16 protein-coding genes are annotated in these 25,824 nt (G+C 36.2%); 1 reads left to right on the top strand and 15 read right to left on the bottom strand.

Going from position 1 to position 25,824, the window contains the following annotated elements; genetic code table 11:
• Position 1: 1 nt before the first annotated feature.
• The 8 genes from lacD to IGI80_RS16345 form a co-directional block, all read right to left on the bottom strand.
• Positions 2-997 carry a tagatose-bisphosphate aldolase gene (lacD, locus tag IGI80_RS16380; protein WP_438724185.1) on the bottom strand — a complete coding sequence of 332 codons (996 nt, stop codon included), beginning with the start codon at positions 995-997 and terminating at the stop codon, positions 2-4.
• A 22-nt stretch (positions 998-1,019) separates the two neighbouring features.
• Entirely contained in the window at positions 1,020-2,192 is a 1,173-nt protein-coding gene (gene agaS / locus IGI80_RS16375; protein WP_002357242.1) for an SIS domain-containing protein, read from the bottom strand.
• An 11-nt stretch (positions 2,193-2,203) separates the two neighbouring features.
• Positions 2,204-2,935: a GntR family transcriptional regulator gene (locus IGI80_RS16370; protein WP_002360115.1), complete on the bottom strand. Its 732-nt coding sequence runs from the start codon at positions 2,933-2,935 to the stop codon at positions 2,204-2,206.
• 385 nt (positions 2,936-3,320) lie between these two features.
• Entirely contained in the window at positions 3,321-4,223 is a 903-nt protein-coding gene (locus IGI80_RS16365) for a glycosyltransferase family 8 protein (protein ID WP_002382420.1), read from the bottom strand.
• The gene (locus tag IGI80_RS16360) at positions 4,213-5,058 is read right to left on the bottom strand and encodes a glycosyltransferase family 8 protein (RefSeq protein WP_010713322.1); all 846 of its coding nucleotides are present in this window, start codon (positions 5,056-5,058) and stop codon (positions 4,213-4,215) included. The genes IGI80_RS16365 and IGI80_RS16360 overlap by 11 nt, the downstream gene beginning before the upstream one ends.
• Positions 5,059-5,558: 500 nt before the next feature.
• Positions 5,559-7,619, bottom strand: coding sequence for an LTA synthase family protein (locus tag IGI80_RS16355; RefSeq protein ID WP_002360109.1), 2,061 nt, complete (start codon positions 7,617-7,619; stop codon positions 5,559-5,561).
• 41 nt (positions 7,620-7,660) lie between these two features.
• The gene (locus IGI80_RS16350) at positions 7,661-9,049 is read right to left on the bottom strand and encodes an MFS transporter (RefSeq protein WP_010712556.1); all 1,389 of its coding nucleotides are present in this window, start codon (positions 9,047-9,049) and stop codon (positions 7,661-7,663) included.
• A gap of 381 nt (positions 9,050-9,430) precedes the next feature.
• Positions 9,431-10,285, bottom strand: a complete 855-nt coding sequence (locus IGI80_RS16345; protein ID WP_002377187.1) for a LysR family transcriptional regulator — start codon at positions 10,283-10,285, stop codon at positions 9,431-9,433.
• A 391-nt stretch (positions 10,286-10,676) separates the two neighbouring features.
• Between IGI80_RS16345 and IGI80_RS16340 the strand changes: the two genes are divergently transcribed.
• Positions 10,677-11,507 carry an MBL fold metallo-hydrolase gene (locus IGI80_RS16340; protein WP_002369253.1) on the top strand — a complete coding sequence of 277 codons (831 nt, stop codon included), beginning with the start codon at positions 10,677-10,679 and terminating at the stop codon, positions 11,505-11,507.
• 147 nt (positions 11,508-11,654) lie between these two features.
• Here IGI80_RS16340 and sprE read toward each other — a convergent pair whose 3' ends face one another.
• The 7 genes from sprE to IGI80_RS16305 form a co-directional block, all read right to left on the bottom strand.
• The gene (gene sprE / locus IGI80_RS16335; protein WP_002361980.1) at positions 11,655-12,509 is read right to left on the bottom strand and encodes a serine proteinase SprE; all 855 of its coding nucleotides are present in this window, start codon (positions 12,507-12,509) and stop codon (positions 11,655-11,657) included.
• Positions 12,510-12,557: 48 nt separating this feature from the next.
• Positions 12,558-14,090 carry a gelatinase GelE gene (gene gelE / locus IGI80_RS16330; RefSeq protein ID WP_002374632.1) on the bottom strand — a complete coding sequence of 511 codons (1,533 nt, stop codon included), beginning with the start codon at positions 14,088-14,090 and terminating at the stop codon, positions 12,558-12,560.
• 234 nt (positions 14,091-14,324) lie between these two features.
• Entirely contained in the window at positions 14,325-15,668 is a 1,344-nt protein-coding gene (fsrC, locus tag IGI80_RS16325) for a sensor histidine kinase FsrC (RefSeq protein WP_438724184.1), read from the bottom strand.
• Positions 15,665-16,393: a quorum-sensing system protein FsrB gene (fsrB, locus tag IGI80_RS16320; RefSeq protein WP_438724183.1), complete on the bottom strand. Its 729-nt coding sequence runs from the start codon at positions 16,391-16,393 to the stop codon at positions 15,665-15,667. Before fsrB ends, fsrC begins: the two co-directional genes overlap by 4 nt.
• A gap of 88 nt (positions 16,394-16,481) precedes the next feature.
• A complete protein-coding gene (fsrA, locus tag IGI80_RS16315) occupies positions 16,482-17,213 on the bottom strand; it encodes a response regulator transcription factor FsrA (RefSeq protein ID WP_080442520.1) in 732 nt (243 codons plus the stop codon).
• A gap of 418 nt (positions 17,214-17,631) precedes the next feature.
• Positions 17,632-19,620, bottom strand: a complete 1,989-nt coding sequence (locus tag IGI80_RS16310; RefSeq protein ID WP_438724182.1) for an amidase domain-containing protein — start codon at positions 19,618-19,620, stop codon at positions 17,632-17,634.
• 81 nt (positions 19,621-19,701) lie between these two features.
• The gene (locus IGI80_RS16305) at positions 19,702-25,329 is read right to left on the bottom strand and encodes a TIM-barrel domain-containing protein (protein ID WP_438724181.1); all 5,628 of its coding nucleotides are present in this window, start codon (positions 25,327-25,329) and stop codon (positions 19,702-19,704) included.
• Between the last annotated feature and the right edge of the window lie 495 nt (positions 25,330-25,824).

Below are 25,824 nucleotides of genomic sequence, written 5' to 3'. Positions count from 1 at the left end.
ATTACCCTTCGTTTACTTGAACTTTCGCATGCCAAGAGCTGGCGGTTGCTGCGATGACTTCATTTAAACTTTCAATGTTTTCTCGGCCTTCTGTTTTTAACCAATCACAAGCCGCAGTTTCTCCTGCTTCAACGAAAGGTTTCACGCCATTTTTCCACGTAGCACGGCCACATAAAACACCATTAAATGTTGAACCAGCTTCTTTAGCGAAACGTAGTGTTTCTTGGAATAGCTCTGTTGAGACACCGGCACTTAAAAAGATAAATGGTAAATCAGTGGCTTGACTTTGTTCTAAGAAATAATTCGCCGCTTCCTCTTTTGTATACGCTGTTTCAGCCGGCGCAAAACCTTCTACAAAATTCATATTAATTGGAACTTCCACTTTCAATACATCTACTTTATATTGGGGTTTAGAAAATTCTTTCATCATTTCATTCACTTTATGCGGTTTAACTTTTGCATATTCTAAAGAAGTCGCATCTGCTATTTGTGCATCATAAGAAACTAATTCTAAGTAAAATGGTAGGTCTTCTTCTGCACATTCACTTCCTAAGCGTTCAATGAATACATGTTTTTGATGATTGATTTCTGGATCCTCATCCACATCATAGTATAGTAAAAATTTAATCGCATCTGCGCCTTCTTCTTTCAAGCGTAAAACAGACCAATCTGCTAGTAAATCAGGCAATCGTCCCGGAGTTGTTGCATCATAGCCCGTTTTTTCATAAGCGAGTAACAATCCAGCCTCGGTATCGCGTGCTTTTGCAGCAGGCAATCCATATTCTGGATCCAATAAAATGGCAGACGCATAAGGTGTCAATTCTTTCGAGACTAATTCTTTAAACGTTTCAATTTGTGCATCAGTTGGCTCTACATCTAGCGCTTTGATCATTTTTTTCAAGGCACCTCGTTGATCAATGGCTAATGCGCTAATGATTCCTTCTTGGGTTGACAAACGATCCATTGCCGCTTTTTTTCCAGCTGTTAACGTAAGCATAGTTCCTCCTCCAAATGTTGTATTATTTATAGTCATAAATCGTTACGCCTTTAACCACACGATTCACTGTACCTGTCGGTGAAGGGGTATCCGGTTTATTTCCAACTTTAATAGATGTTAAAAGTGCGACTGTTTGGGCTACCATGATATCTGCTAATGCTAAATAGCCATCAGGTAATAGAGCAGTTTCTGCGGAATATTCAATAGTTGAACCTGAGAAATTACGTTTGCCAGGTTGAGCAATCGCAAAAACACCCGCCGCAATTTCGTCACCGTGAACTTCTTCTAAGATATCCAAGTCATAATCTCTTGTGTATGGTGTATTATTAACAAAACCAAACATTATTGTTTTTTCATTAATAAATGATTTTGGTCCATGACGGAAGCCCATAGAAGAGTCAAAAATTGTGGCAACTTTGCCGGCTGTTAGTTCTAAAATTTTCAATTGCGCTTCTCTTGTCAAACCAGCTAAACTTCCAGAACCAACATAAACAATTCGTTCAAAATCAAGGTTAACAATTTCATTTAATTCTTCTTCACGGGATAGCACTTCTTCACCTAATTTAATTAGAGCGGTTACATAATCTTGTTTTTGCTCAAAGGCTGTTTGATCAAAGAGTAGTAATGTACCCAAGGTCATGCAAGAAAAGCTACCAGTCATCGCAAAACCACCATCATTGGAACGTGTTGGCATTAAGAATAAAAAGCTGTTTTCTTCTTTTTGGCTTATTTGTGCCAGTTGTCCTTCTTCAGCACAAGTAATCGCTAAATGATGAATTGTTTCAACCACTTGATTAGCTACTTCAACTGCCGCTAAACTTTCAGGACTATTTCCACTTCTTGCAAACGAAACTAACAATGTTGGTTCGTCTTTAATCAGATAATCTTCTGGTTTGGCCACAATATCCGTTGTCCCAATACTTTCGAATGAAAAGGCTTGTGTGTCACCGTGTGCTCGGAGATAAGGTACAACCGTATCACCGACATATTGCGAAGTCCCTGCTCCTGTAAAAATTACTCTTGTGCGTTTTCCTTGCGCTTTGGCTTGGACTTCTTTTAAAAAGTTTTCCAAAGCTGTTTGATTTTCATGATAAAGTGTCACGGTTTCTTGCCAAAGCTCAGGTTGCTGACGAATTTCACGTGTCGTGATTTCCGCTCCTAGTTGTTCTAGTTCTTCTTTTTCTGCTGTAAACATACTTAACTCTCCTAACTATTCCGAATATGGCGTATCTGATAATGAAATTGATCTGCTCGCGCCACACTCAACGTAAATTCAATAATTTCATTTTTCATGTTATATGTCTGGCGTGCTAAATGAAGGACTGGCGCTCCTTCCGGAATCATCAATAATTTGGCATCTTCTTTTGACGCAATGCTAGCGTATAATTCTTCATCAGCTAAACGAACGGTTTGCTTAAAATCTTCCGAAAATAGATCATATAATGGTTTGCTACGTAGTAATTGATCCGTGAGTGATAAGAAAAATTTCACAGGCAAGTATGTGTCTTCAACCATTAATGGCTCGTTATCAGCAATCCGCAACCGACTTAATTTAAAAACTGCCTCTCCTAACGAAAGATTCAAATGCTGACAAATAAATTTATCCGCTTCCAATTTTTCGAAGGATAATATACGGGTATGTGGTTTTCGACCCAGCCCTTTCATTTGTTCTGTAAAACTATATGCGCCAGCTAAATCAGCGGCCTCTTTTTTTATATCTGAAACAAATGTTCCTTTGCCATGACGACGATAGATGGAACCTCTATTTTCTAGTTCTTGTAGCGCTAACCGGACCGTCGTCCGACTCACTCCATATTGTGCAGTCAATTCACGTTCAGAGGGCAACTTGTCATGAGGAATCATGCATGTTTCGATTCGTTCCTGCAGCAAATCAACAAGTTGATGATACAAAGCTTTGTTTTTAAAGGCATTTTCCATAACTTTCTCCTTTACCCTAACTGGTTATAACCACAAACCAATAGTACGGTGGTTTTTTTTATTTTGTCAATAAAAAGTATTAATAAATATCTTCATACCGCTATAACCTTGAAATGATAACGTTTACATTTTTTTATTTTTCTTTATTGTAATATTTTTTTCCTAAAGAAATCATTTTTTTATAAAAAACCATCCTTAAATATGATACCAGTTGCTGGCTTTATTTTAAATAGACAAAAAAGAGTATGAGACAAAAATCACTTTAGATTTTTGTCTCATACTCAAAATCTGAAAAACAGTTCTATCCCGACTTCTTCGTTTCTATTGTTTGGTTCTGGCAACAACTAACAAGTAACTGATTTTACGAAATCCATGACAATATTCATTATTGAGCATATTCAATCCTTCTGCTAATTTTCGTATAAGATAAATATTGATTGAATGTGTTGACACAACGAAAGGCCGTCCTATTCGCATATTGATCATAATAACGCTTGGTATACCACTGAAATTCTTTCGTCCAAGGTTTGACATGGCCAGTAAAGTGGATAATGGATGGTGCTCTTCTCGTTTCTTCATATTGTTTTTCTCCATAAATAGTTGGATGTTTTTTCGCTTTTGACAGAATATAACCTTGGGCGTTCCACTTAGGATGCAACAGGGTCCAACGGTCGTGTAAAACCGCATTCAATGCATCTTGATCATGGAAACGTAATTTATCTGGATTTTCTTCAATAAATCTTAAGACTTTAGTGGTTACATCTAAATTCAACCATTTTTTAACATCGATTAGCAACAAGCCTGAGTTAAAATAACACATAGATTCTGCAGGAATCGCCATTTTTTCCAAACGTTGATGGAACCCTGCATCTTCAACAGCGGCGATGATATTTTCACCTAAATCAACTGTCCATAATTTTGCGACATCATCTAAGGCAATCATGTCACAATCCATATACAACAGCCGTTCGATCTGGCTTCCTCTAAACAGCTCTGGAATAGCAATCCTGTAGTAAGCTGTTTTGGGAATTCGTTCACTGGTTACAACATTTTTGAAAAAATGGGGGTTGATTTTTAAAAATGTTAACTCTGCATTGATTTGGGTATGTTTAATCGTAAAATACAGTAGTTGCTTGCTTTCAAAATTGATATTGTCATCAATCACATAAAAATGAACAGCTGCCGCTGAAGGACTATTTTCTAAAATTGAAACAAACATAGCAGCAAGATGCGGTACAAAGTTGGTATTGCAACATGAGACAATCGCTAATTCTTTTCTATTTTCCATTTCTTGCACCTACTTTCTTTAACTTGTTTAGATAAAGAGCTGTATAAGGATGATTTTCTAACGTATTCCAGGGTTTATCGTGACCAGTAAAATGAATAATCGCTGGCTCTTGATTTCCCGCTGCATATAATTTTTGGTAAGCCTCATTAGGCGCTTCATGACGATTAAAAACTAAAGACGTCTGCATATTCCATCTTGGTTCTAAAGCTAGCCAATCTTCATAAAGAACGGCGTTTAAAGCATCTTGGTCATGATAAACTATGCGGTCCCCATTTTCTTCTAGATACTGAATTGTTTTTTGCGTGATTGCTTTCTCGTTCCATCGGTCAATATCAATAATCATAACTCCTGAATTAAAATAATAATCGGAGGAATGGATGCCCAAACGTTTCAAGGCATATGCTTGACCAGGATCAATAACCGCGCCAATCGTTTGGTTCACTAATGGCGTATCATACAACTGGACAATATCATCTAAAACCAGCGTATCTGCATCTAAATAAAGAACCTTTTTATAGCTATATTTTTGTAAAAGTGACGGTAAAGAAATGCGTAAGTATGCGGTCGTTGTAATATGATCACTCACTAAAAAATTTTGATAGACTTCTTTGTCTGCTGTTAGAAATTCAACAGTCGCATTTTGTGAGTTACTACTAACCGTTTCTTGGAGTGCTTTTTTGCTAGATAGCGACAGCCCATCATCAATCACATAAAAATGAACAGATCTCTCCGAATGACAATTTTCTAAAACAGTTGTCATCATTACATTCAAATAAGGAGCATAATTTTCGTCTGAAGCTGTCACAATTGGCACAATCTTCTGATTTTTTCTCATCAAAACCACTCTCCTCTTTTATTTTTATAGCTAAGTTCCTATTCAGAATAGGCCCTGAAAAAATTATCTGCAAATCATATGCTCATTATTTTATAATATAATTATAATAAAAATATATTTTATGGCTATAAAATAATTTTGTTTTCCGTTAACAACTATTAAAAAAACAACATTTCTCTTACTTTATCCTCAAAAATACTATTTATTTAATACTTGTTTTACTAATTTTTTTATCTAAAAATTCGCCTGTTGTATTTTCTGTTGATGGTAATTTTAAAATGTACAGCGAAACTTAATATAAATTCTAAACTGACTTCTTACTCAATAAAAGAGCGAAAAAGCCTGGGACAAAAATCACTTTGGATTTTTGTTCCAGGCTCAAAACCTGATAAATGGTGGAAACAGAACCAATTGCTTCGAAAATAAACGACTCTGTTCTGACCTCTTTCACTTCATATATGATTCTCTTTCCCTTCCAAAAGTTATCCTTCTTAAATGATCTATGGCGTAGTCGGATAATTTTGGACTGTCGTTTGATTGCCATTTTGACTAAACAAGCTGGTTGATTGTGCATTTTTTTGTTTTTCTACTTCTAAGACTTTGTTTTTTTCAAAAGCCACATCATAGTTGTAGTCCTTTGGTTGCACTTCTTGGAATCCTTGTGGTTTATAAAAACGTAAAAGGTTTTCCTGATTTAATTTGTCAGATAAACTTAACGATTTTTTCACCCAATCGTTATCTTTCGTGACTTCTGCTTTTAAATCTGCTGGAACTTGGTCTAATTTTTTCCCTTGATTATTGTAGATTTCCCCACCTAGATAAGAAAATCGAGGCGTTACAAAATCGCCATTTCTAAAAGGAACCACTTGTTTATATTGAGGAGATAAAAGGTCCGTGCCAAAATGGATATAATTTTTATCATCGACACCTAAAAGATGGTACAGTGTCGGTAAAACGTCAATTTCCCCACCATATTCGTGCATGATTTTCCCTTGCGTATAGCCTGGCATGTAAAACATCAAAGGTACTCTTTGCAATTGCGCATTGTCATAGTTTGTCCACGTTTTTGGATCGCGGTTGAAAGCTTTACATAAGTCCTTGTTGTTCGCATCTGAAATACCGAAGTGGTCACCATAAATAACAAAAATAGAATGATTGTATAAACTTGTTGTTTGCAAGTAATGGAAAAATTGTTCTAGCGATTGATCCAAATAGTGCGCTGTTCGAACATAATCATCCACAATCGAATTGCCTGTGTTCAATTTAGGAAACGGGAAGTTTTGGTCATCCGTATAATAAGGGGTATGATTGGTCACAGTTAAAAACTTCGCATAGAATGGCTGCTGTAAATGTTCAAGCTCACTAGCTGATTCACGCAACAATTGTTTATCTAAAATACCGTAACCTAGCATTTTGTCATCTTTTGAAAAATATGACCGATCAAAAAAGTATTGATATCCTAAGTTTTTATACACATGGTCTCGATTCCAAAAACTCCCCACATTTCCATGGAAAACAGCGGTTGTATAGCCTTTTTGTCCTAAAACTGCGGGAGCCGCTTCGAAAGTATTGTCTGATCCTAATTGTGTAAAAAGAGAGCCTTGCGGTAACCCGAATGTTCCTGTTTCCAACATGTTCTCCGCATCACTCGTTTTTCCTTGCCCTACTTCATGAAAGAAATTATCAAAACTGATTGTCGCTTTGTTTTGATAGAGCTGATTTAAAAACGGTGTAACCTCTTGGCCTTGGACTTTCATATTAATCAAAAATTGTTGAAAACTTTCTAAATGAATCACAAATACATTTTTTCCTTTGGCAATCCCGGCATACTGCGGATTAAGCGGTAAATTGTTTTGCTTGGTAAATTTCATGATTTCAGGTAATTCGTTTGAACTAGCTTCTGCTCTTACCTCATTTGACATGGCTGTTTTGACACCATCGATGGCTGTGAATGCATCCAAGCCAAGATATTTTACAATATAATTACGATCAAAAATTCTTTGAAGCAATTGAGGACGATCGGTTTCGCTTAAAAATAAGTTAACCGAAAAGAGCAAGACACTTAAACAACTAATTGAGATCGCCAATCTTCTGTTGATAGGTTTGGTCACAAAGACTTGATGATTCCGTCGCTGTTTAAAAGAGTAAAATACCAAAACGAGCAGCACTAAAGTATCTAGCCAATAAAAGACATCGTGGACTCTCATTAAAGCAAGTAAATCACCAGAAATCCCTTCTGAAACTTTTGAAAAGCCAAAAACAGATTGGATGGTAATAAAGTCAGTGAATTCACGATAAAAAATAATATTCAAATATAAAATTAATGTATTTAAAACATTTAAAAGAGTTAAGCTAAGCATAAATGTTTTATGCTTTTTAAAATACAAACTAAAGCCAAATAATAACAGCGTAGTAGCAACTGGATTGAACCATAAAATTTCTCGTTGGAGACTGCCCTTAACGCCTAATGAGAAATCTAGGTAATACGCCAGAATCGTTTTTGCCCAAAAGAGTAAAACAAAAAATAAAAAGAGTCCTAATCGGTTATTTATTTTTTTCATCTAAGTTTGTCTTCCTTTCCCTTCAAAAAAATCTTGATTTGTTAAAAATAAAACCTAACTCTGCGCAATGACTTTTTCGCTAGCGGAGAATTGGATAAATAACTTAAAAAGATAATCGCAATGGCGCAACATCCAAATAAAAGCCATACGTTTGTAAAAGGTGTTCGAGTAAGCGAACTAGTAATAGGCTTTGTAATTAAAAGACTTGGTAGCGCAACCCCTAAAGAATTGCCAATTTGCTTACATGTCACCGCAATGGCTGCTGCCGTTCCTGACTGAGAAAGTGGCATTCCTTCAATCGCTGTAATGGTAATCGGTGAATTTAACATCCCAAACCCAATGCCTAAAAAGATATAAATAACAAATAAAATAATCATAGGCGTTGTTTTAGTTACAAATAATTGTAAAAAGCTAACAGCCAACATTGAAATACCACAAAGCATAATAGGACGTTTCGTTCCTATTCTCCCTACCATTTCGCCGGCTCTCGGTGCAACAAGAAAACTAACAAAAGCCAAAGGAATGGTTGATAAGCCAGCTTCCAACGGGCTGAAGCCTCTCATTTCTTGCAAATATAGCGTGTTTAAAAATAAATAGCCGTTATATATGATAAAGCCAAAAATAGCTAAAAAAGAAGCCGATGTAAATGGAATAGATAAAAAGAAACGCGGGTTGATTAACGGATTGTCAATGTTATATTCATAAATAAAGAAAATAACAATGGCTAAGCAGCCGATTATCCCAGTACTTAAAATATCTGGCGCGAAAAGCCCTTTTCTAGGTAGTCCGATAATGGAATAGATAGAACTAAATAGAAAAAGAATCATCAATGCTTGACCAACAAAATCATTTTTCGCCGTTTTCTCTACTTTTGACTCAGGTACAAACTTTTGTGTAAGGATAATTGCCGCAGCAATGATCGGTACATTTACAAAAAAGACATACCGCCAGCTAAAATAAGAAACAATCAGTCCACCAATAATCGGGCCCATGCCTAAGGAAATCCCTGTAACAGAGCCCCACAAGCCAATTGCTTTCGCTCTTTCTAACTTTTCGGTAAATACCTGTGTAATAATAGACATTGCTACCGGATTTAACATAGAACCACCAATCCCTTGCAACATGCGAAACGCGATCAATTGCCCTGGGGTTTGCGAAATCCCACATAGGAAAGACGCTAAACCAAAACAGGCTAAGCCCAATTGAAGGACTCGTTTACGGCCAATTCGATCTGCTGTAGACCCAGACAACAATAATAAGGATGCTACCATTAAAGTGTAGCCATCTGTTACCCACTGTAATGTAGACAGATTCGTGTGAAAATCACTTTGAATGGATGGTAACGCCACATTGACAACCGTAACATCCATGGTCACTACAAACAAACTCATGCAACAAGTATACAAAATAACTTTTTTTCTATCGATCATAAAAACAGTCCTTTCTAGCAACTACATAAAACAGGAAAAGCAACAATGACACTTAAACTTCTAACGACACAGTTATCGCAAGTACTCACGTATCAACAGTTCTTTATATTCCTTGCCATTTAGTTATTTTATATTTAAAAAAGTAAATCTTTAGATAGCCAAACTATACACCAGAACCCCTTTAAATTGAACCGTAATAGATACGATTTATCGATTCTTAAGTTATTAAATAATTGAACATTCTGTTCAGAAATATCGAACAGCCCCATAATTGAGCATCTCTTTTAAACAATGAACAACAAAAATAGCCTTATCCGCAGCAGAAGTAAATCTAAGCGAATAAAGCTATTTTTGGTAACTATTCCAAAGTAATTTTAATGGCTAAGTCTCTAGCAACTTTTGTAAAGTTGCCTTGATTTGACCAGGTTGGACAAAAACCGAACTGGAAACATTTCGGTATAAATAAAATTTTTGTTTTCGTTCAATCGGTAAAAAGAAGAGTTTAGAATCAATTTCCTGCAGTTGTTCTTTCCGAAGAGAGATCACCGCATAAACTCCTTTACTTTTTTCAATGAGACGAGTAAGCATCAACGTATCGTAGCAACAAACAAGCGAACTTGTTAATTGCAACATTTCTAGCACACTCTTGGTAGCTTCTAAATGATCTAAGTGATGCGGCAAAAATAGAAATGGATAGTTGGTCAAACAGGTGAAGCCTTCTTCCTCAATTTCTTGTTTAATTTCTCTTGAAACACAAAGATACATTTTTAGTTCAATTAATTGTTCTTTCTTTAAAACTGGACTATTCACATCTGCAGAAGTAATCACAAAATCCAACTCATGATTCTCCAATTTATTCAATAACTCAAACGATGAACCATGGTAACATTCCCAAAAACGATTCAGTTGATCCTCATTTTCTGTCACTTTATACATCAAGGACGTATTTCCAAAACCTAAACGCATCACTGGATTCTCAATCATTTCATGCAAATTAAGTTTCATTTTCTTGGCCTCGTTTAAAATGATATATACAGATTGGACGATTTTATCACCATAGGAATTTAACGTCAAAGAATTCCCGTTACGGTCAAAAAGTAAATGACCCAATTCACTTTCCAAATCTTTTAATGACGCACTTAAGGTTGATTTACTAACATGGAGTTCAGAGGCTGCTTTGGAAATACTATTATATTTTGCAATGGTATAAAAATATTCTAATTTTTCAATAGTCATCTTTTGTCATCCCTTTTATTCAAATTCATTTGCCCACGCAACCTGTTCAAAACACGCCTCACTCTTTATCAATAGCGTAGTTATTTTTGCTCTAATAAGCTATGTCCATCTTGTTATTTTTCTATAACTAATAGTAGATGAATATGAAAATGCCTTTGGTAAAACTTTTTTTCGGAAATAGTACGAGCATTCGCAGTAAATTCAGCTTATCAAAAAAGGCGTCTAGCTTTTTCTATTTTACGCATATTTACTTAAGAAATTCCATTTCAATTCTTCTCCAAAAAAGGTAAGATGGACACAACAAATGTTTCAGTTTCCATGCCCATTTACTTTAAGGTTCAGCGTTATCTACTAAGTATGAAGAATGTCAAAGAAAGGTTAGGTACTCCCAATGAAAATCAACTATTTAGGTACGGGTGCAGCAGAACGGATTCCGGGAATTTTTTGTAATTGTAAATTATGTAAGTACGCTCGAGAGAAAAAAGGACGAGAAATTCGTACACAAACTCAATTAATTATTGATGATGTCCTGCTGATTGATTTTCCAGGGGATTCTTATTTACACCTGTTGCAGTACGACTTGTGTTTTGCAGACTTTGACTCTTTACTAATCTCTCATTGGCATTCCGATCATTTTTACGGCGAGGATTTGGCTTATCGAATGTCTGGTTATGCATTAGATATTCCCAATCGTTTAACTGTTTATGGAAATGAAGCAGTTAAGACGTTTTATCAGCGCGCCTTTGATTTAGAAGGTCGTCAAGACGATACCCGATTACATTATCAGGTTATTCAGCCCTACAAATGTTTTACTATTGCGAACTATACGATTTATCCCCTTCCTGCACAACATGGAAATTTCAGTGAAGATTGTTTTATTTTCGTTATAGACGATGGTAAAGATGCTTTTTTATCCACCCATGATACAGGTTACTTTACGTCAGAAATGTTTGAATATCTTGAAAAGAGCCACTTACTTCTTAGTATTGTTTCTTTAGATTGTACTAGTCAAACAAACGAAACTGGCAATAGTCATATGAATTGGGAAGAAAATTTAAAATTAATTGCAGAATTAAAAGAAAGAAAACTCGTCACAGATAAAACGATTTACGTTGCCAACCATTTTTCTCACAATGGCGGCTTGTCTTATGCGGAGATGGCGGCTTTATCTCAAAAGCATGAAATCATTACGAGTTATGATGGTTTAGAAATACTAACTTAATCGGATTATTTGCCTTCTTTTCAGCACTATTATATGCTTTTAACCGATAATTACAAGGTACTTTTATCGTAACTTACACTATCTTAAAAAACAAAAATACTCGAGATTTCCCGTGATTCTGGAAATTCCGAGTATTTTTATGGTTCTTTACGCTGCTGGCACAGCGGATAAACGTTTATTTTCTTCTTCATTCACTCGATTAACAATAAAGTTATAATTCACTTCATTTAGTCTTTGACCATGATTTCCTGTTTGCTTAATGCCACCATTGGAATGAACACCAACTACTTCAAACCGAGCATTATAGATTGGTGAACCAGATTGACCACCTGTTGTATCGATATCATAAAATAGTAATGGATTTTCTAAGTCTGTAAAGTTAGATGTAAACAAATCATTTTCATGAGACCATTGTGTGTGGTTTTTCTCACCTGGATAGCCTGATATTGTGACATGGGTATCTGAAGATTCAAACTTTTTCAAAACAAATGGCGTTAAAATTTCTCCCAACTCTGGGCCATCTGGACGATCGTTTTGTTTGCCGACAGTCACTACCGCAATATCCGCATTCGGGGAAAAAGCTACATCAATCACTTTGAATTTGCCAAATGGTGTCGCACTGCCATCTCGACCTGGATAAAACCAAGCATCATCTTTGGCATTCGGATTTAATACTTTGGCATTCTTAAAACTTTCAGCCACATGATTATTGGTGACAATTGTATTGGTTCCAACAACAAAGCCTGTTCCTAAAGAAATATAGCCTGGTTTACTGGCAGGGGAAATGATTCTTCCGATTGACGCAAAAGGCGCTTCGGTTGTATCTGCCACTTCTTGTCTTCTGTCTTCAGGGTCCAGTAACGATCTTTTTTGTCGTGAATGACTTTCGGCAGGAACGATATACTCTTCTGCATTTGCAGACAAGCTAAAACCGGCGATCAAAGTTACTAAAATCAGAAACAAAAAACCAGCACTAATTTTTCGTATGGAGAACTTTTTCATAAGATTATGCCACTCCTTATCCATTTTTATTTAATTGGGGAATTTTTTTCATTCATTGACCAGAACAGATTCACTTGGTTGGTTTACTTGAATATCCTCTTTAGCTCCGATTCCGGCAGAGTTAAAGGCTGCTGACACCACTGAAGCTGCTTCATCGCCATATTGAACTTTTGCAGCAGCAAGCATCGCATCACGAGCATCACTGAATTGTGCTTTAGGTGTTAAGTAATTTACTAACGAGCTGTAGAAAATAGTCTGTGCTTTTTCAATGCCTAAGTTCTGGATAATGGTGTAACCAATCCGATTAATAATTCCACTATTATAATGAACACCGCCTTGATCATAATAAGGCGTTCCTTTATACCGTGCTCGATCGTCGTATTGAGCCATGGTTTCTGGTTGTCCGTGTTTACTTGGGGTTTGTAAATTTCGAATACCTGTTTTTCGGTCAACACTCTGAGTATCCGCACCAATTTCTGGATTAGATGCACCCGAAATAATATAACCCATCAAATCAGAATAAGATTCATTCAAGGCACCTGATTGTCCTAAATATTCTAAACCGGCAGTATGTTCCGTCACACCATGTGTCATTTCATGACCAACTACATCTAAAGAGGAAGCATACGTTTTTCCTGTTGGTGTACTTGTTTCACCATAACGCATTGCTTTTCCATCCCAAAAAGCATTGTCATAAGCATCTGGATGTTGTTCATCAACAACTGACAAGATGGGCATCCCTCGATCATCAATACTGTGTCGTTGGAAATGATCTTCATAATATGTTTTCACAAATTTTCCATGCGTATAGGCGTCAACAGCATTCTGATTTAATGCTGCTAGTGATGGTGCTTGAATAATAGAATAATTATTTTTGCCATCAACTACTGCATGGTAAACCCCTGTGTTATCCGTTCCGTGTAAAGCAATTCCCGTATTGCTTTTTTCAACTGGTACATTAAACGCTACTTGAAAAGAGTTTTTTAACGTTACTTCGCTACCGACATGTTCCGTTAAATCTTGTTTTTCCATAATTGTTCCATCTGTAGCGTTCACTTTATAAACCAATGATACGGGGTCACCAGTTGGTGAAGAAGTTACTCTGACTTTATAAAATAATTGCCCTTCATTATTTACACGTTTGTCAATAGCTAAAAAGACAAGATCTTTATTTTCCGGATTATCAGAAGCAATAATTTTTTTAACTCCTTCTTCACCGATTGCATCAACCGATTGAATTTTCACTACTTGATCAACTGGATTTCCTGTAACACTTGTTACTGCACCATTTTTATCTAAATGAATAATCACATTATCCGAATCAACAGTAACGCCTTCCGTTTGCTTTTCTAACTTAAGATGCTTCATCCCCCACGCATCTTCTTTTCGATCTACAACCGTATATTGTTCAGCAGCTGCCTCAGAAATTGCCTCCTTTTCCAACTTCGATAAAACTGTTGAAACTTCACTTTCTGAATAAACTTGTTCTTCTGCTGCTACAAAAAGTGAAGAAAATAGACATGAACTTCCAACAAAGATGCCTGTACCTAAAATGTATAAAATTTTATTTCCCTTCATCAAACAATTAACTCCTTCCCCAGTTTCCTTTTATTTCTTTTCCCAACAAAAGTATTGCTTTATCCTCCCTAATTTTTCCCGTTAAACGACCGCCCCTTTTCCTGCGTAAATATTTGTTGCTATTTTCATTATAGACAACTACCTAACCGGCACTATCTAAATTCCTTAATCAGCCGACATTTTTCCCTGTATTGCCCCTCATAACTCAATACCATAGCAAAAAAGTTGTTAACAAATTCATTCGTTAACAACTTTTTTACTATTATGATTTTTTTCAATAATTAAATGTTGAGTGACCGCTCCTTCATTGAAGAACGTTTGCAAATCAAATTGATCTGAAAAATCAACAATTTCTTTTACATATAACAATCCCCAACCGTGCTCTTCTGGGTTACTTTTAGAACTAAATTTGGTTTTCTTCATAACCTTAAAATCAAATTCGGCTTGTACACTATTTGTTATCACAAACTCTTGTGTTTCATTTTTATTGAAAATTGAGATAGCGAACATTTTCAATTCTGATTTTGCACTGTTTTCAATCGCGTTATCTAATAGAATAGCCAACAAACGAATCACAACCACTAAGTCGATTGATGTATCAAGAATAAATACTTCTGGCACATCAACAATCACTTTTAGTTTTGCTTGCTTTGCGGTATTAATTTTCATACTTATGAGTGCCTTAAGTTCCATATTTTTCAAACGATTTAACTTCATAAGTTCAAATTCTTCATTATCAATAATTTTTTTGGTTGGTGCAATCGTTTCTTCATAAATTCTTTTGATTTCCAAAATATCTTCGTATGAAATAGCAATTTGTAAACTATACAATAAATTTTTATAATCATGACGAAACATCGCTAGCTCTTCGTTAATGGATTCTATTTTTTCAGTATAAATCGTTAAATTATTCAATAATTGAGTGTTGATACGTTGTTCTTCCAAATAAGCTTCAATGACTAAGCCAATCAGAATTAAAAATAAACCTACACTTATTAATAACTCCAATTTAGAACTATTTACCGTGACAAATCCTCGCATAAAGTCAGGTGAAATCTCTGGCGAAATCAAAAACACAAAAAGTAACAACAGAATCAACAATAAAAGTAAACAACCAAAAAAAATTCGGCTATTTTCTAACACACGATTTAATCTTAAAAAAACACTATTGGGAATTTTTAAAGCAATCCAGATATTTATAAGCAACAGAAGAACATTTGAGGCAATCCATAATAATTTATTTTGATAAATCTGTTGAAAAAAAACACTTAAAATCGTTTGCTCCGTGTAATTGATAAACGAAACCATAAGCAATGTAAAAACGGATAAAAATATCGCTTTAAAAATTGAGAACCTCTTTTTGTGAATGAGTAAAAATCCTGTAAAAACAACGACTGTCAGCGCATAAATCAACCAAGAGTAGCCAAACATTAATGCCGCAAACGAACAAAGATTAATGACAATAAGCAATGAAAGTAACGGTATTTTACATTCAATCTTGATCAATGTTACTCGTAAAAAGACAAAAACGATAAAGCTAGATACAAGCAAAACGTTAGTAGCTAATAACGACAAAATCATTTTTCAATATTCTTTTTAGGTTTTTCAGTTTGTCCCATCCATTGTCCAAATATATTGGGCGAATTTTGATTTAATCTAGGCTTAGTTCCCACACCATCACTAACTTTTGCAACTCTTTTTTCAATAACATTTTTAATTATTTTTTTACCAAATTTCATAAAAACACTTCCTTCAATTAAATTTTTTGTTACAGGGAGTATCATCAGACCTTGGATGACGAGACCGTAGAGTATTACTGAAGCAATCTTTTCTTTGACAAACAGACTACATAAAATAAGTAAACACACCCTTATAAGGCTTTGCTTTTTGAGCACGTTTAAATCAGATGGCTGAACAGGTTCAATTGCTGTTCCTTGTGGCGCATACCAATAAAATAATACGACTAAGAGGCAAATCAATAGAATTTTATAAATAAACGGTAAGCTCACAGAAGAATTTTTCAATACAAATGGTATGACGACATAGATAACAATGCTTTCTAGACGACAGAGCCATTTGGTTTTTGCATGCCAGCCACCTGCGACAGGCCGTAAAAAAATCAGTACGACGTATACAATAAAAGTTTCGCTTAACGTCCCAAATAAAACTGATAAAATCAGAATCATCAGAAAATTGAATAAGCCAGAAAAATAAACGGTTAGATAATACTTTGTCCATTGTGTTTTTCCTGATTGATCTTCCTGATCCATATCCATAATATTTTTTAGAATCCAATCGATTAGCATATCGCCCTCCTCTTCAAGTATTGCACTAAATTATAACGAATATAGCGACTAATAGATAGATAATTCCTTAATTAGTCATTATCCCTCCCTAAGTAAGAAATAGTGCCTTGACCTGAGTATAATATCTTCTTGAGACTGGTACTTCCGTTCCGTCTCTCATAGTTAAAAGATGCGTTTTATAATTTAATTTTGACGCATATTTTTTATTGATGATGATTGATTGATGGACTCTAATCAAATCTGGATGCAGTTGTTCAATTTTTGATAACGTTCCATAAAATTCTCTTTTAAAATTTTTACCAACCATTGATACACGATGATCGTATTCCGTTTGAAAGAAATAAATATCATTAATATCCATTTTTATAGAAGACGCTTTTAAGTTAATGATAATATATTCACTTTTTGTCTTTATATTTTCTTTTTGTTGAATATATGCGTCGACACATGTTTCAACTTCTTTTTGGAAATCTAGAAAATCCACGTTCTTTTGAATAAATTGAAGAGCTGAAACCATATATTTGTAGGAAGTTAAAACTAATTCTGTGTGAGTAGAAATAAATACAATCAGACTTTCACTGTCTGTTTTTCTGATTTCTTTAGCAACCTCAAATCCTGCCTGGATATGATTGTTCATTTGAATATCTAGGAAAAAGATATTTAGTTGGGCGTCCTGGTATGCCACTTGTAATAATTCATCTGAACGTGAAAATAAATGGATTGTTTCATTATAAATATTTCTTGAATGTAGGATATTTGTTAACAATGCTTCTAACGCTTTTGCTTGAATAATTTGGTCTTCTAATATATAAATAGCCATTTGTTCACTCATCCCTTTCTCAAGAAGATATAAAATTACACAACAAAAGACAAATGATTATAATGTTCAATCAATTTATACACCAATAAAAGAGATAAAAAATTGATTGTCTGTTAGTATATTCACATAAATTTAGTATAGCGATTTCAGTAGTTTCCTGCAAACAAAAACATAAAATAACAAAGTATCAAGAAAGAGTACTTTGGACTATTCATCTTTTGCTAACGAATCATGAGGACTATTGTCTCTTCGTTGATGAAAAACAAAGAATCAACCACCAAACTGTTCTTGTCATTTTATACATGACAAAATCAATTCATTGGTCGATTCTGGTTATTTTAATTTGTTAGTTCACACATGGATCATTGTGCTAATTTTTTACTTAAACATCCACACTTCTTCCTGTTGAATGAGTCGATTAAGCGCCAATGTAGGTCACGCCACTACTATAAGCAATTGCATTAGGTAAGACACGATACGAAATCGTTTGATCATTGATGACATTGCTTTCAGAAATAATGATTCCATCAGAAGTGACCGCTTCAACAAAAGCAACATGTCCATATTGATTATCTGCGCCAGCAACTCCTGGTTGGAAACTAATCGCACGACCAGCTTTAGGCAATGAACTAACTTGATAGCCTAATGCACGTCCTTTTCTTCCCCAGTCACTGCCATTTCCCATAAATTCATCCACAGAAGTGCCTAACTGTTTGAAACGATTATAGACATACCACGTACACTGGCCCACGGGATAGCTACCACTTCGATTATAATTGATCCCATCATAGACTGGAAAATGCATTTGTTGCTGTTCCGCTTCCGACAGCTCATTTTTAGATTGGATAATCAAACCGTCCACTGTTTTTGGTAAATCAAATTGCGTTAAGTTATAAACCGCAATTAACGAATTTAATTTATTATCGTATTGCTTGTCTGTTGCATATTTACCTGTTAAAAAACGCGTTGCTTGAAGGTAGTTTTTGGCTTCCGAACGCCACGCTGGTTTATAAAAATCTTGATTTCCGTCAATCCCTTGTCGGAGTAATTGAACATAATCTTGCAGTGAGTCATTATAGCCACCGTAATCGCGAAACCCAGCGGAAATTGTATAAAGTTGGCCCCTCTGATCAGCCTCTTTTGTTGAAAAGCTAACACTATTTCCTTGGAACGAACCTTTCACGCCAAAGAGATTATAATAAGGTTCTTTGGCTAGTTGACTTTCGCCAGAGCCACTTTCTAAAATAGCCTGAGCTATCATCACTGATGCAAAAACATCGTATTTTTCGCCAAGTTCTCTGGCTGTCTCACCAATTTTTTTAATAAACGCTGTGGTTTGTTCTGACTTCTGCATTTCAAATGACGCACCATATGTTGCTAAAACTTCTTTGCCATACTCCGTTAATATGAACTCCTTAAAAGGATTAGTCACTACCAAGCGTTTTTCCTCTTTTGAGTCTGGTTGTTGTTTGGCAGTATAGATATTCTCTAACTGAGCGATTACTTCTGGTTTCTCTTTAGAATCCGCTTCCGCTGCGGCAATTAAATATTTTCCTTGGCCAAGATAAACACCATTTTGAAGCGTTTTTCCTTCAGCTGTTTGCCAAAAAATCAGATCACCAGGTTCTGCCTCCTCTATAGAACGAACTTTACCAAATGTCATTTGTTCTTGCGGCGTACTGCCAATGTCTATTTTAAATAATTGTTGGTAAACTTTTTGGGCAAGGAAACTACTGGTCAATGCTTGCTCCGTCAAATTAAATTCTTTTTTTGTTTTCCCAACGTGTCTTAATGCTTCAGCCACCACAACTGCCCGTTTCTTTTCGCCAAAAGACGACAACAGTGGAAGTTCGTAGCCTTTTAAATTTGAAGAAGCTATTTCATCTACTTTGAGGGACGGATTTAACGATACAGCCTGATTTTCTTCAACAACGTTATTGGTGGCTTCAGGAACTTGAATAGGTTCTTCGGGTTCTTGCTTGGTCACAGGAACTTGTGGTGGTTGAACTTGTGGTGGTTGAACTTGTGTTGGTTGCGATTGTTCAACAGGCTGCGTGATTTCTGATGATACCGTTGACTCTGTAGGTTCTTTTTTTGTTTCAGAACTAGTATTTGTGGTTGTCGTTTCTGTCGTTGAATGACTCGTTGATTCGGTAGTCGTATCGGTAGAACTATTTGATTCAGATGACGAACTACTAGTGGACGTTGTCGATGTAGCAACAGTTGTTTCGGTTGTTTCAATTACTTTTTCTTCCGAAGTAATTGTCGTTTCCGAGGACAGAGCTGTTTGTAGCGAGCTACTTGGTAATTCTGCAGCCAACGTAACAACTGGAGCGACTTCCAAACTCAGAAGAACGAGAATACTTGTTAAAACAAGTAGTTGATTCTTGATTTTCTTTCTTTTCATTCGTAAAAATCCTCTCCTATTACATACTCGCGCATTTGCACACTGTTTTTGTACAAATGCGCCTTGTAAGTTAATGATACGCTAATTTTGGTCTTTTTTATTTTTGAAGAATAATTTTCCTAAACCAATACTTACTATCAATAGAAAACCACTAATTGACCAGATTGGCGAAACAACTTCATTTGCTTTTGGCAAAGTACCAGAAGTGGTGGTTTTCGTTGTCGTTCCACCTGCTGCTGTGCCCTTTCCTGGACTGGTTACGCCACCAGTCCCGCTAACCGTGCCATGATTTCCATTGTTGCCTGTAGAGTTGCTACTGATTGGCTCTTCTGCCATTGCTTCAATGGCTTGTGCTAAAATACTTAAACATTTGTCCACAGCTTCTTGCGTCGCATTTGGGTCCTCAACAAGTGCTTTTGCTTGTTTAATTGCTTCAGCTAAAGCTTCTTGCGATGCTTTTGTAAATTGTTTTCCTGCTTTAGGTTTCAAGGTTTCTGCTTTTTGAAGCAGTTCTTTCAACTTTGTTTTATCCGTTTGAAGGACTTGTTCCTCTAAACTATCCAAAGCAGTTTTTACATTTTTTTCAGCAGTATCAATTTGTTCTTGCCGAGCATTTTTATCAGCTAAAATCCCTTCCGCTTGGTCAATTGCTTCAGTTAAGCGCGCTTTAGACTCGCTGGTAAATTCTTTTCCGGCAGATGGTTTGATTGCTTTTGCTTTGGCTATCATTGCCTCTAAGGCTTTTTTATCTGTAACTAACGCTTCTTCTTGTAACCCATCAATGGCACTAGTTAATTCAGCAACCGCTTCATCAATCATTTTTTGATTAGCTGCTGGGTTTTCCAATGTGTTTTTAGCTGCTAAAAGCGCTTTTTGTAAATCTTGTAACGAGGAGGCAGTAAATTGGTGCCCTTCACTTGGAGTGACTTGCTGCGCTCGTTTGACAACTTCTTGTAATTGGTCTTTATTTACAAGGGGTACTTCTTTTAATTGAGCCATTGCAGTTTCCAATGCGTTTAGAGCCTCTGAGACTTCTTCTTTTGTCGCCGTTTCTTTCGCTACGATTGCTTCAGCCGCTTGAATTGCTTCTTGCAATTGTTTTTCTGTTTCTTTTGTAAATTGGTATCCTTCTTCTGGCTTTTTTCCTTGGGCTTGAGCGATTCGTTCTTTTAAGGTTTCCTTATTAACGGCGACGGGTTGTTCTTTTAATTGTGCAATTGCTTCACGCAATGTTTTAGTCGCTTGGTCTATTTCTTCTTGGGTAACTTTTTCTTGAGCAAATACTTTTTGAGCTGCTGCTAATGACTCTTCAAGAACTTTTTTAGTTTCTTCGGTGAATTCTTGCCCATCACTTGGTTTCTTCGCTAGCCCCTCTTGAATTGCTTTTTCTAAATCAGCTTTATTCGCTACATCAGGCATTTTTTCCAACTGACTTGCAGCCTTTTCTAGGTTTTCCGCGGCAGCAGAAACGTCTGTCTGTGTGGCTTGTTCATTGGCTAGAACAGCTACTGCCTCATCTAAGATTGGTTTAAAGATTGCCCAAGTTTCAGGCGTATATTCTTTTTCGACACGTGCTTGATTTAGCGTAATTAGCGCTTGTAATAACTCTTTATCTACTAGCTCTGTGGGCTTCACTGTTACAGAAAAATCTGAAAGTGTGGCTTGTTGGAATCCTTGGCCTACTAATAAGCCTTGACTCATATCAAATTGTAATGGCTGCTCAACAGTTGTCGCACGTTTTACGCGTGTTGTTTCTTTTACTTTAACTTTAAAGGTAACTAAGTCCATTGAACCATTTAACAATTGTTTATTTCCTTGATTACTAAGAACTAAATATAGATTCTCCACATCATTTGAATGTTTCCGATATTTAGAATAATTTTCCATTTGTTTTGTATTATTCGTGGTTGCAGGCTGACCGACAAGTTCAAATTTGCTAGAATCAAAGGACATTTTTGTGCTTAACGCATTAATGTTTTTTAAGTCTTGACCTTTAAGTGTAAAGGTTAATGTATCGCCAGGAAGATAGGTATCCTTGCCATTTTCATTAACCACAGCAAGGGATAAACCGCCCGCAATTTCTTCGACATCAGGTATCTCAATCCCACCATCTAATTGTCGTAAAACATAACTGATATCATAAGCATCAATTACCCCATTTTTATTTAAATCACCTTTTTCAACATAGCCATTAAAGTCACTGTCCACAGATTCTAAGCCTGTATAGTTTCGATAACTCATTGCATCATTTTCATCAATCGTTCCATCGTTAGTAATGTCTCCATGTAAGATTCCTTCTGTTCCTGGTTGTTTGTAAAAGAGCATCTCACGACCAGAGCCAAAATTACCCACCGATTTTAATACCTTCATTTCAACAAAACGATACGCTTGGTCCTTCGTTTCAATGGTTTTTGTCAAAGCATCTTGCTTCCAGTTAATAGGTTCTGAAAACTCTGTCCAATTAGCTCCATCTTTCGACGTCCGATACTGGAGCTGCAAAATATTTCCGTTGCCGGCATTGTCTCTTGGCAAGTATTCAATTTTATCCATTTGATACTCCGCACCAAGATCAAATTTTAAAGTCAAGAAATTTCCATCACTTGGATTAGCGATGCCGGTTGACCAGTTCGTATGCCAACCTGTACTCAAATCTTTATCTGTTAATTTCTTCAATTCTGCGCCTGGTTGTTCTGGTAAATTACTTGTTGCTTTGACTTGATTAATTGTTTCTTTATAGGGATCATCTTGTGTTTTTCCTTTAATCGGTTCACTCCATTCAGAGACCCCGTTTTTTCCAACAGCTCGAACTCGAAAAGTATGTTCGCTTAGGAAGGAAAATCCATCAAATGTTGCTGTATTCGTTTGAATATTTCCGAAAACAGTCCCGTCACGCTCTACTTCATAACTTGTTGCCTCAGTTACTTGATCCCATTGAAGAGTCAAAGAAGATGGCGTTGTTTTTTCTTCATTGATTGCGACATTTGCCGGAATAGTTAACTGGTCATCGACCGTTGTATTTCCTCCGTCAACCGTTCCTTTATTAATGAAACCTTTGACAGTTATTTGAACATCTTTGGCGGTCACAGATTGTTTCGCTAGTTTTACTGATAACGCTGATTGGTTCAGTTTTTCTCCTGAAGCTTCAGAAAGATACTGATTCACTTGGAATTCTTTATCAAAATAATATAGATTTGTGCCAGCTAAAAATTCTTCTTTATTAGCTGCTTGTTTCAAGGTTACTTCTGTCCCCCCCACCATTGCTGTTACGCTTTCGGGCGCTTCTGAAGCTAACAAATCAAGCGTGGTGCTTCGTTCATCAACAAAGTCTTTATAACTTCCTTTTGTCGGTTCGATAGTAACGGTCAGATCCCCTTTTTCGTTTGATTTAGGGCCTTGACTATTTATTTTAGTCGTAGCTGATTGCCCAGCTTCATAACTAGTTGAAATTCCGTCATCTTCATACATATTAAAAGAAGTGGCGCCATTTGGATAAATCAAGAAAGATCGTTGATCCCGTTGGATTTCCTTTGGATTGTTGTTTGGATTCGTCATTGGGATAATACTGCCATCTTTGACGAAAACGGGCACCTTCCACAGCGGTGTTTTTACTCCATTTAAGACACGGCCACCTTGATATTTTTCGCCTGTAAATAAGTCAACCCAGACTTGTTTTTCATCTGGTAAGTAGATTCCATCACGGATTGAATTTCCTGCCTCATCTTGATTGCTATTATAAATTGGGGCAACGAGTAAATTGGGTCCCCACATATATTGGTATTGAGAATCTTTTGTATATGCTGTTCCTTCATTAGGAAATTCTAAAGCCATGGCCCGTACCATTGGTAGTCCATCAACTGATTCCTTGGCAATACTGTAGTTATAAGGCATCATCATTGATTTTAATTTTAGATACGCTCGGTTCAAATCTGTGGCTTCTTGATCAAAAGCAAATGGCGTTTTTGGATTGGAGCCCCAGCCGTCCATATTTAGCTGCACTGGTGTAAAAGTTTTCCATTGGAAATCACGTATGTTGACCTCTTTATTTTTTTCACCAAAAATTCCATCCATATCTGAACCGACATTTGGTTGTCCAGACAACGAAGTCCCGATATATGTTGGGATATGGAAGCGAATATATTCCCATTGACCACCCGTTTGATCGCCTGTCCAAATACCAGCGTGCCGTTGGGTTCCGGCCCAACCATCTAATGAAACAATCATCGGACGAACTGCGCCGTCTGTTTCTTTTACAAAAACATTCGCGGCATCTTCTACACCATTTAAGCCAAAGGAATACCCATACCCGACCCACGCCACGTCAGTTTTGAGAGCTTTAACACCAGCGACACTAACTTCTTTCGCAATATCCCGTTCTCCTTTTTTAGGATTTTTAGGATCCGCTGGATGGAGATTAGATTGAGTCCACAGCCCCACTTCAACACCATTGGCTTGAGCATACTCTGTAAATTCTTTTAAGTTTTGTACATCGCCGTCCAATGAATCTGTTTGGCCATAGCCAGCACCGTAGCCGTCATTTGGCAAGAACCACCCTAACGGCATATCGTTTTTCTTATATCGATCAATAACTGCGCGTGCAGAAAATTGATAATTCTCTTTTTCTCCATTTAAAGATTCTAGCGTGCCATTTAAGTTTCCTAGATCGCCTGGTTGGTATTCTTTGTAAAAATTACCATCTTCAAATTTAACTGCTCCCGCGGTTCCTTCTGCTACTTTCACCCAATAGTCCCGATTATACGCGTTTAAATGCGCTTCATAGAACCCGTATTCTGGCATCAAAGCTGGTTTCCCGGTTAATTCATAGTAATCTTTTAAAATACCTGCTGAGGAATCATTAAAGAAATAAAAAGCATCAAAATCTGTTCCTTCGTGCGTTGTTGTGGTTGTTTGTGGATCATGACTTCCAAAATCATAGTTGCCAGGTTTCCATGTATTTCGAACAACGCCATACCCTGCAGTTGACCAATAAAATGGGTTAGGCGATGCTACTCCGCCATCTACCCAATTGTTCGTATTGACAATCTGGATAGCTGTTCCTTTATGCGTAAATCGACCATTTTGAGTTCCTCCGCCAAAATAATTTTCTTGACTACTTTGTTTTAACGTTTGTGTAGCTTTATCATTTTTAAAGGATAGCGGAGCGGTTTCTTCTAAAATAACTTGATTCTTTTTCTTGTCTAGAACCTTCATTAAAGCGCTTTCTTTTTCGAACATAATTTTTAAACCATTATTTTCTAGAATAAATTGGTTTCCTGAATCTGTGACGTTCGTTTGCTCAAAGGCTTGTGTACCATAGTCGGCCATTGTTTTAGCCGTAATTTTCGCAACATGCTTTGGATCATTTGGCGTTGGATATTCTTCAAATTTACCAGTTGGATCTAGATGATAGCGAAAAAGATGGTCGTTTAAAATACTAATTTGTGCTTTTTTTCCAGAAGCATACGTAATGACAAAGTTTTTCTCCGCTTTTTCAATCGACACAATTGCTCCGACTGACGTTGCTGAATCAGCTACGTCTTCTTTTGCTGTTTGCTCTTGCGCATCAACCACTTGAGAATCCATCGTAACAAACGAATGGAACGCCAATACAGACGAACTCACTAATAAAAATGTCAACCAGTGCTTTTTACCGTAAATTTTTTTACCCTGATACTCTTTGTTCATTTTTTCCTCCTTAAAATTGCTCCCCATAGAATAGTTCCGACACAATTACTCGCAAAATCCAAAACCCAACAAAGTTTTATCCAGATGAAAAGTCATAAAAAGTCATAACGATTTTCTTAGTTTACTGAGACTGTTAGAAAGTCAGTTTCAGTAACCCCTTCATAAACACATCCTTTCAATAAATTATTAAATGAAAACAATCTATTTTCATCTTATATAAAAATTTTAGTACAGAATCACAATTTCCCGATGAATGCGTTTTCATTTGTTGACTACCAATTTTTCACTTTTTTAATAACATAATTATCGTATGATGGTTTTTTTGTGTTTGTCAACGGTTAATTATAGCAGCCACCATTAACAAGTATTAACCCTTGATAAACCTGTTAATTCACTTATAATGATGATTTTATTGCAAAAATATCTACATCAGAAAAAGAAAGACTTTTTTCAAAAATCTAATACCTGTTGCTCAAATCTAGTCTATTTAAAAATAATCAACACCCTCCTGCTCAGCAAGAG

Source organism: Enterococcus sp. DIV1420a (assembly GCF_051712165.1).
In the GTDB taxonomy this organism is placed as follows: domain Bacteria; phylum Bacillota; class Bacilli; order Lactobacillales; family Enterococcaceae; genus Enterococcus; species Enterococcus faecalis.
The sequence above is the reverse complement of the archived record's forward strand: the minus strand, read 5'-3'. Positions and strand labels throughout refer to the sequence as shown.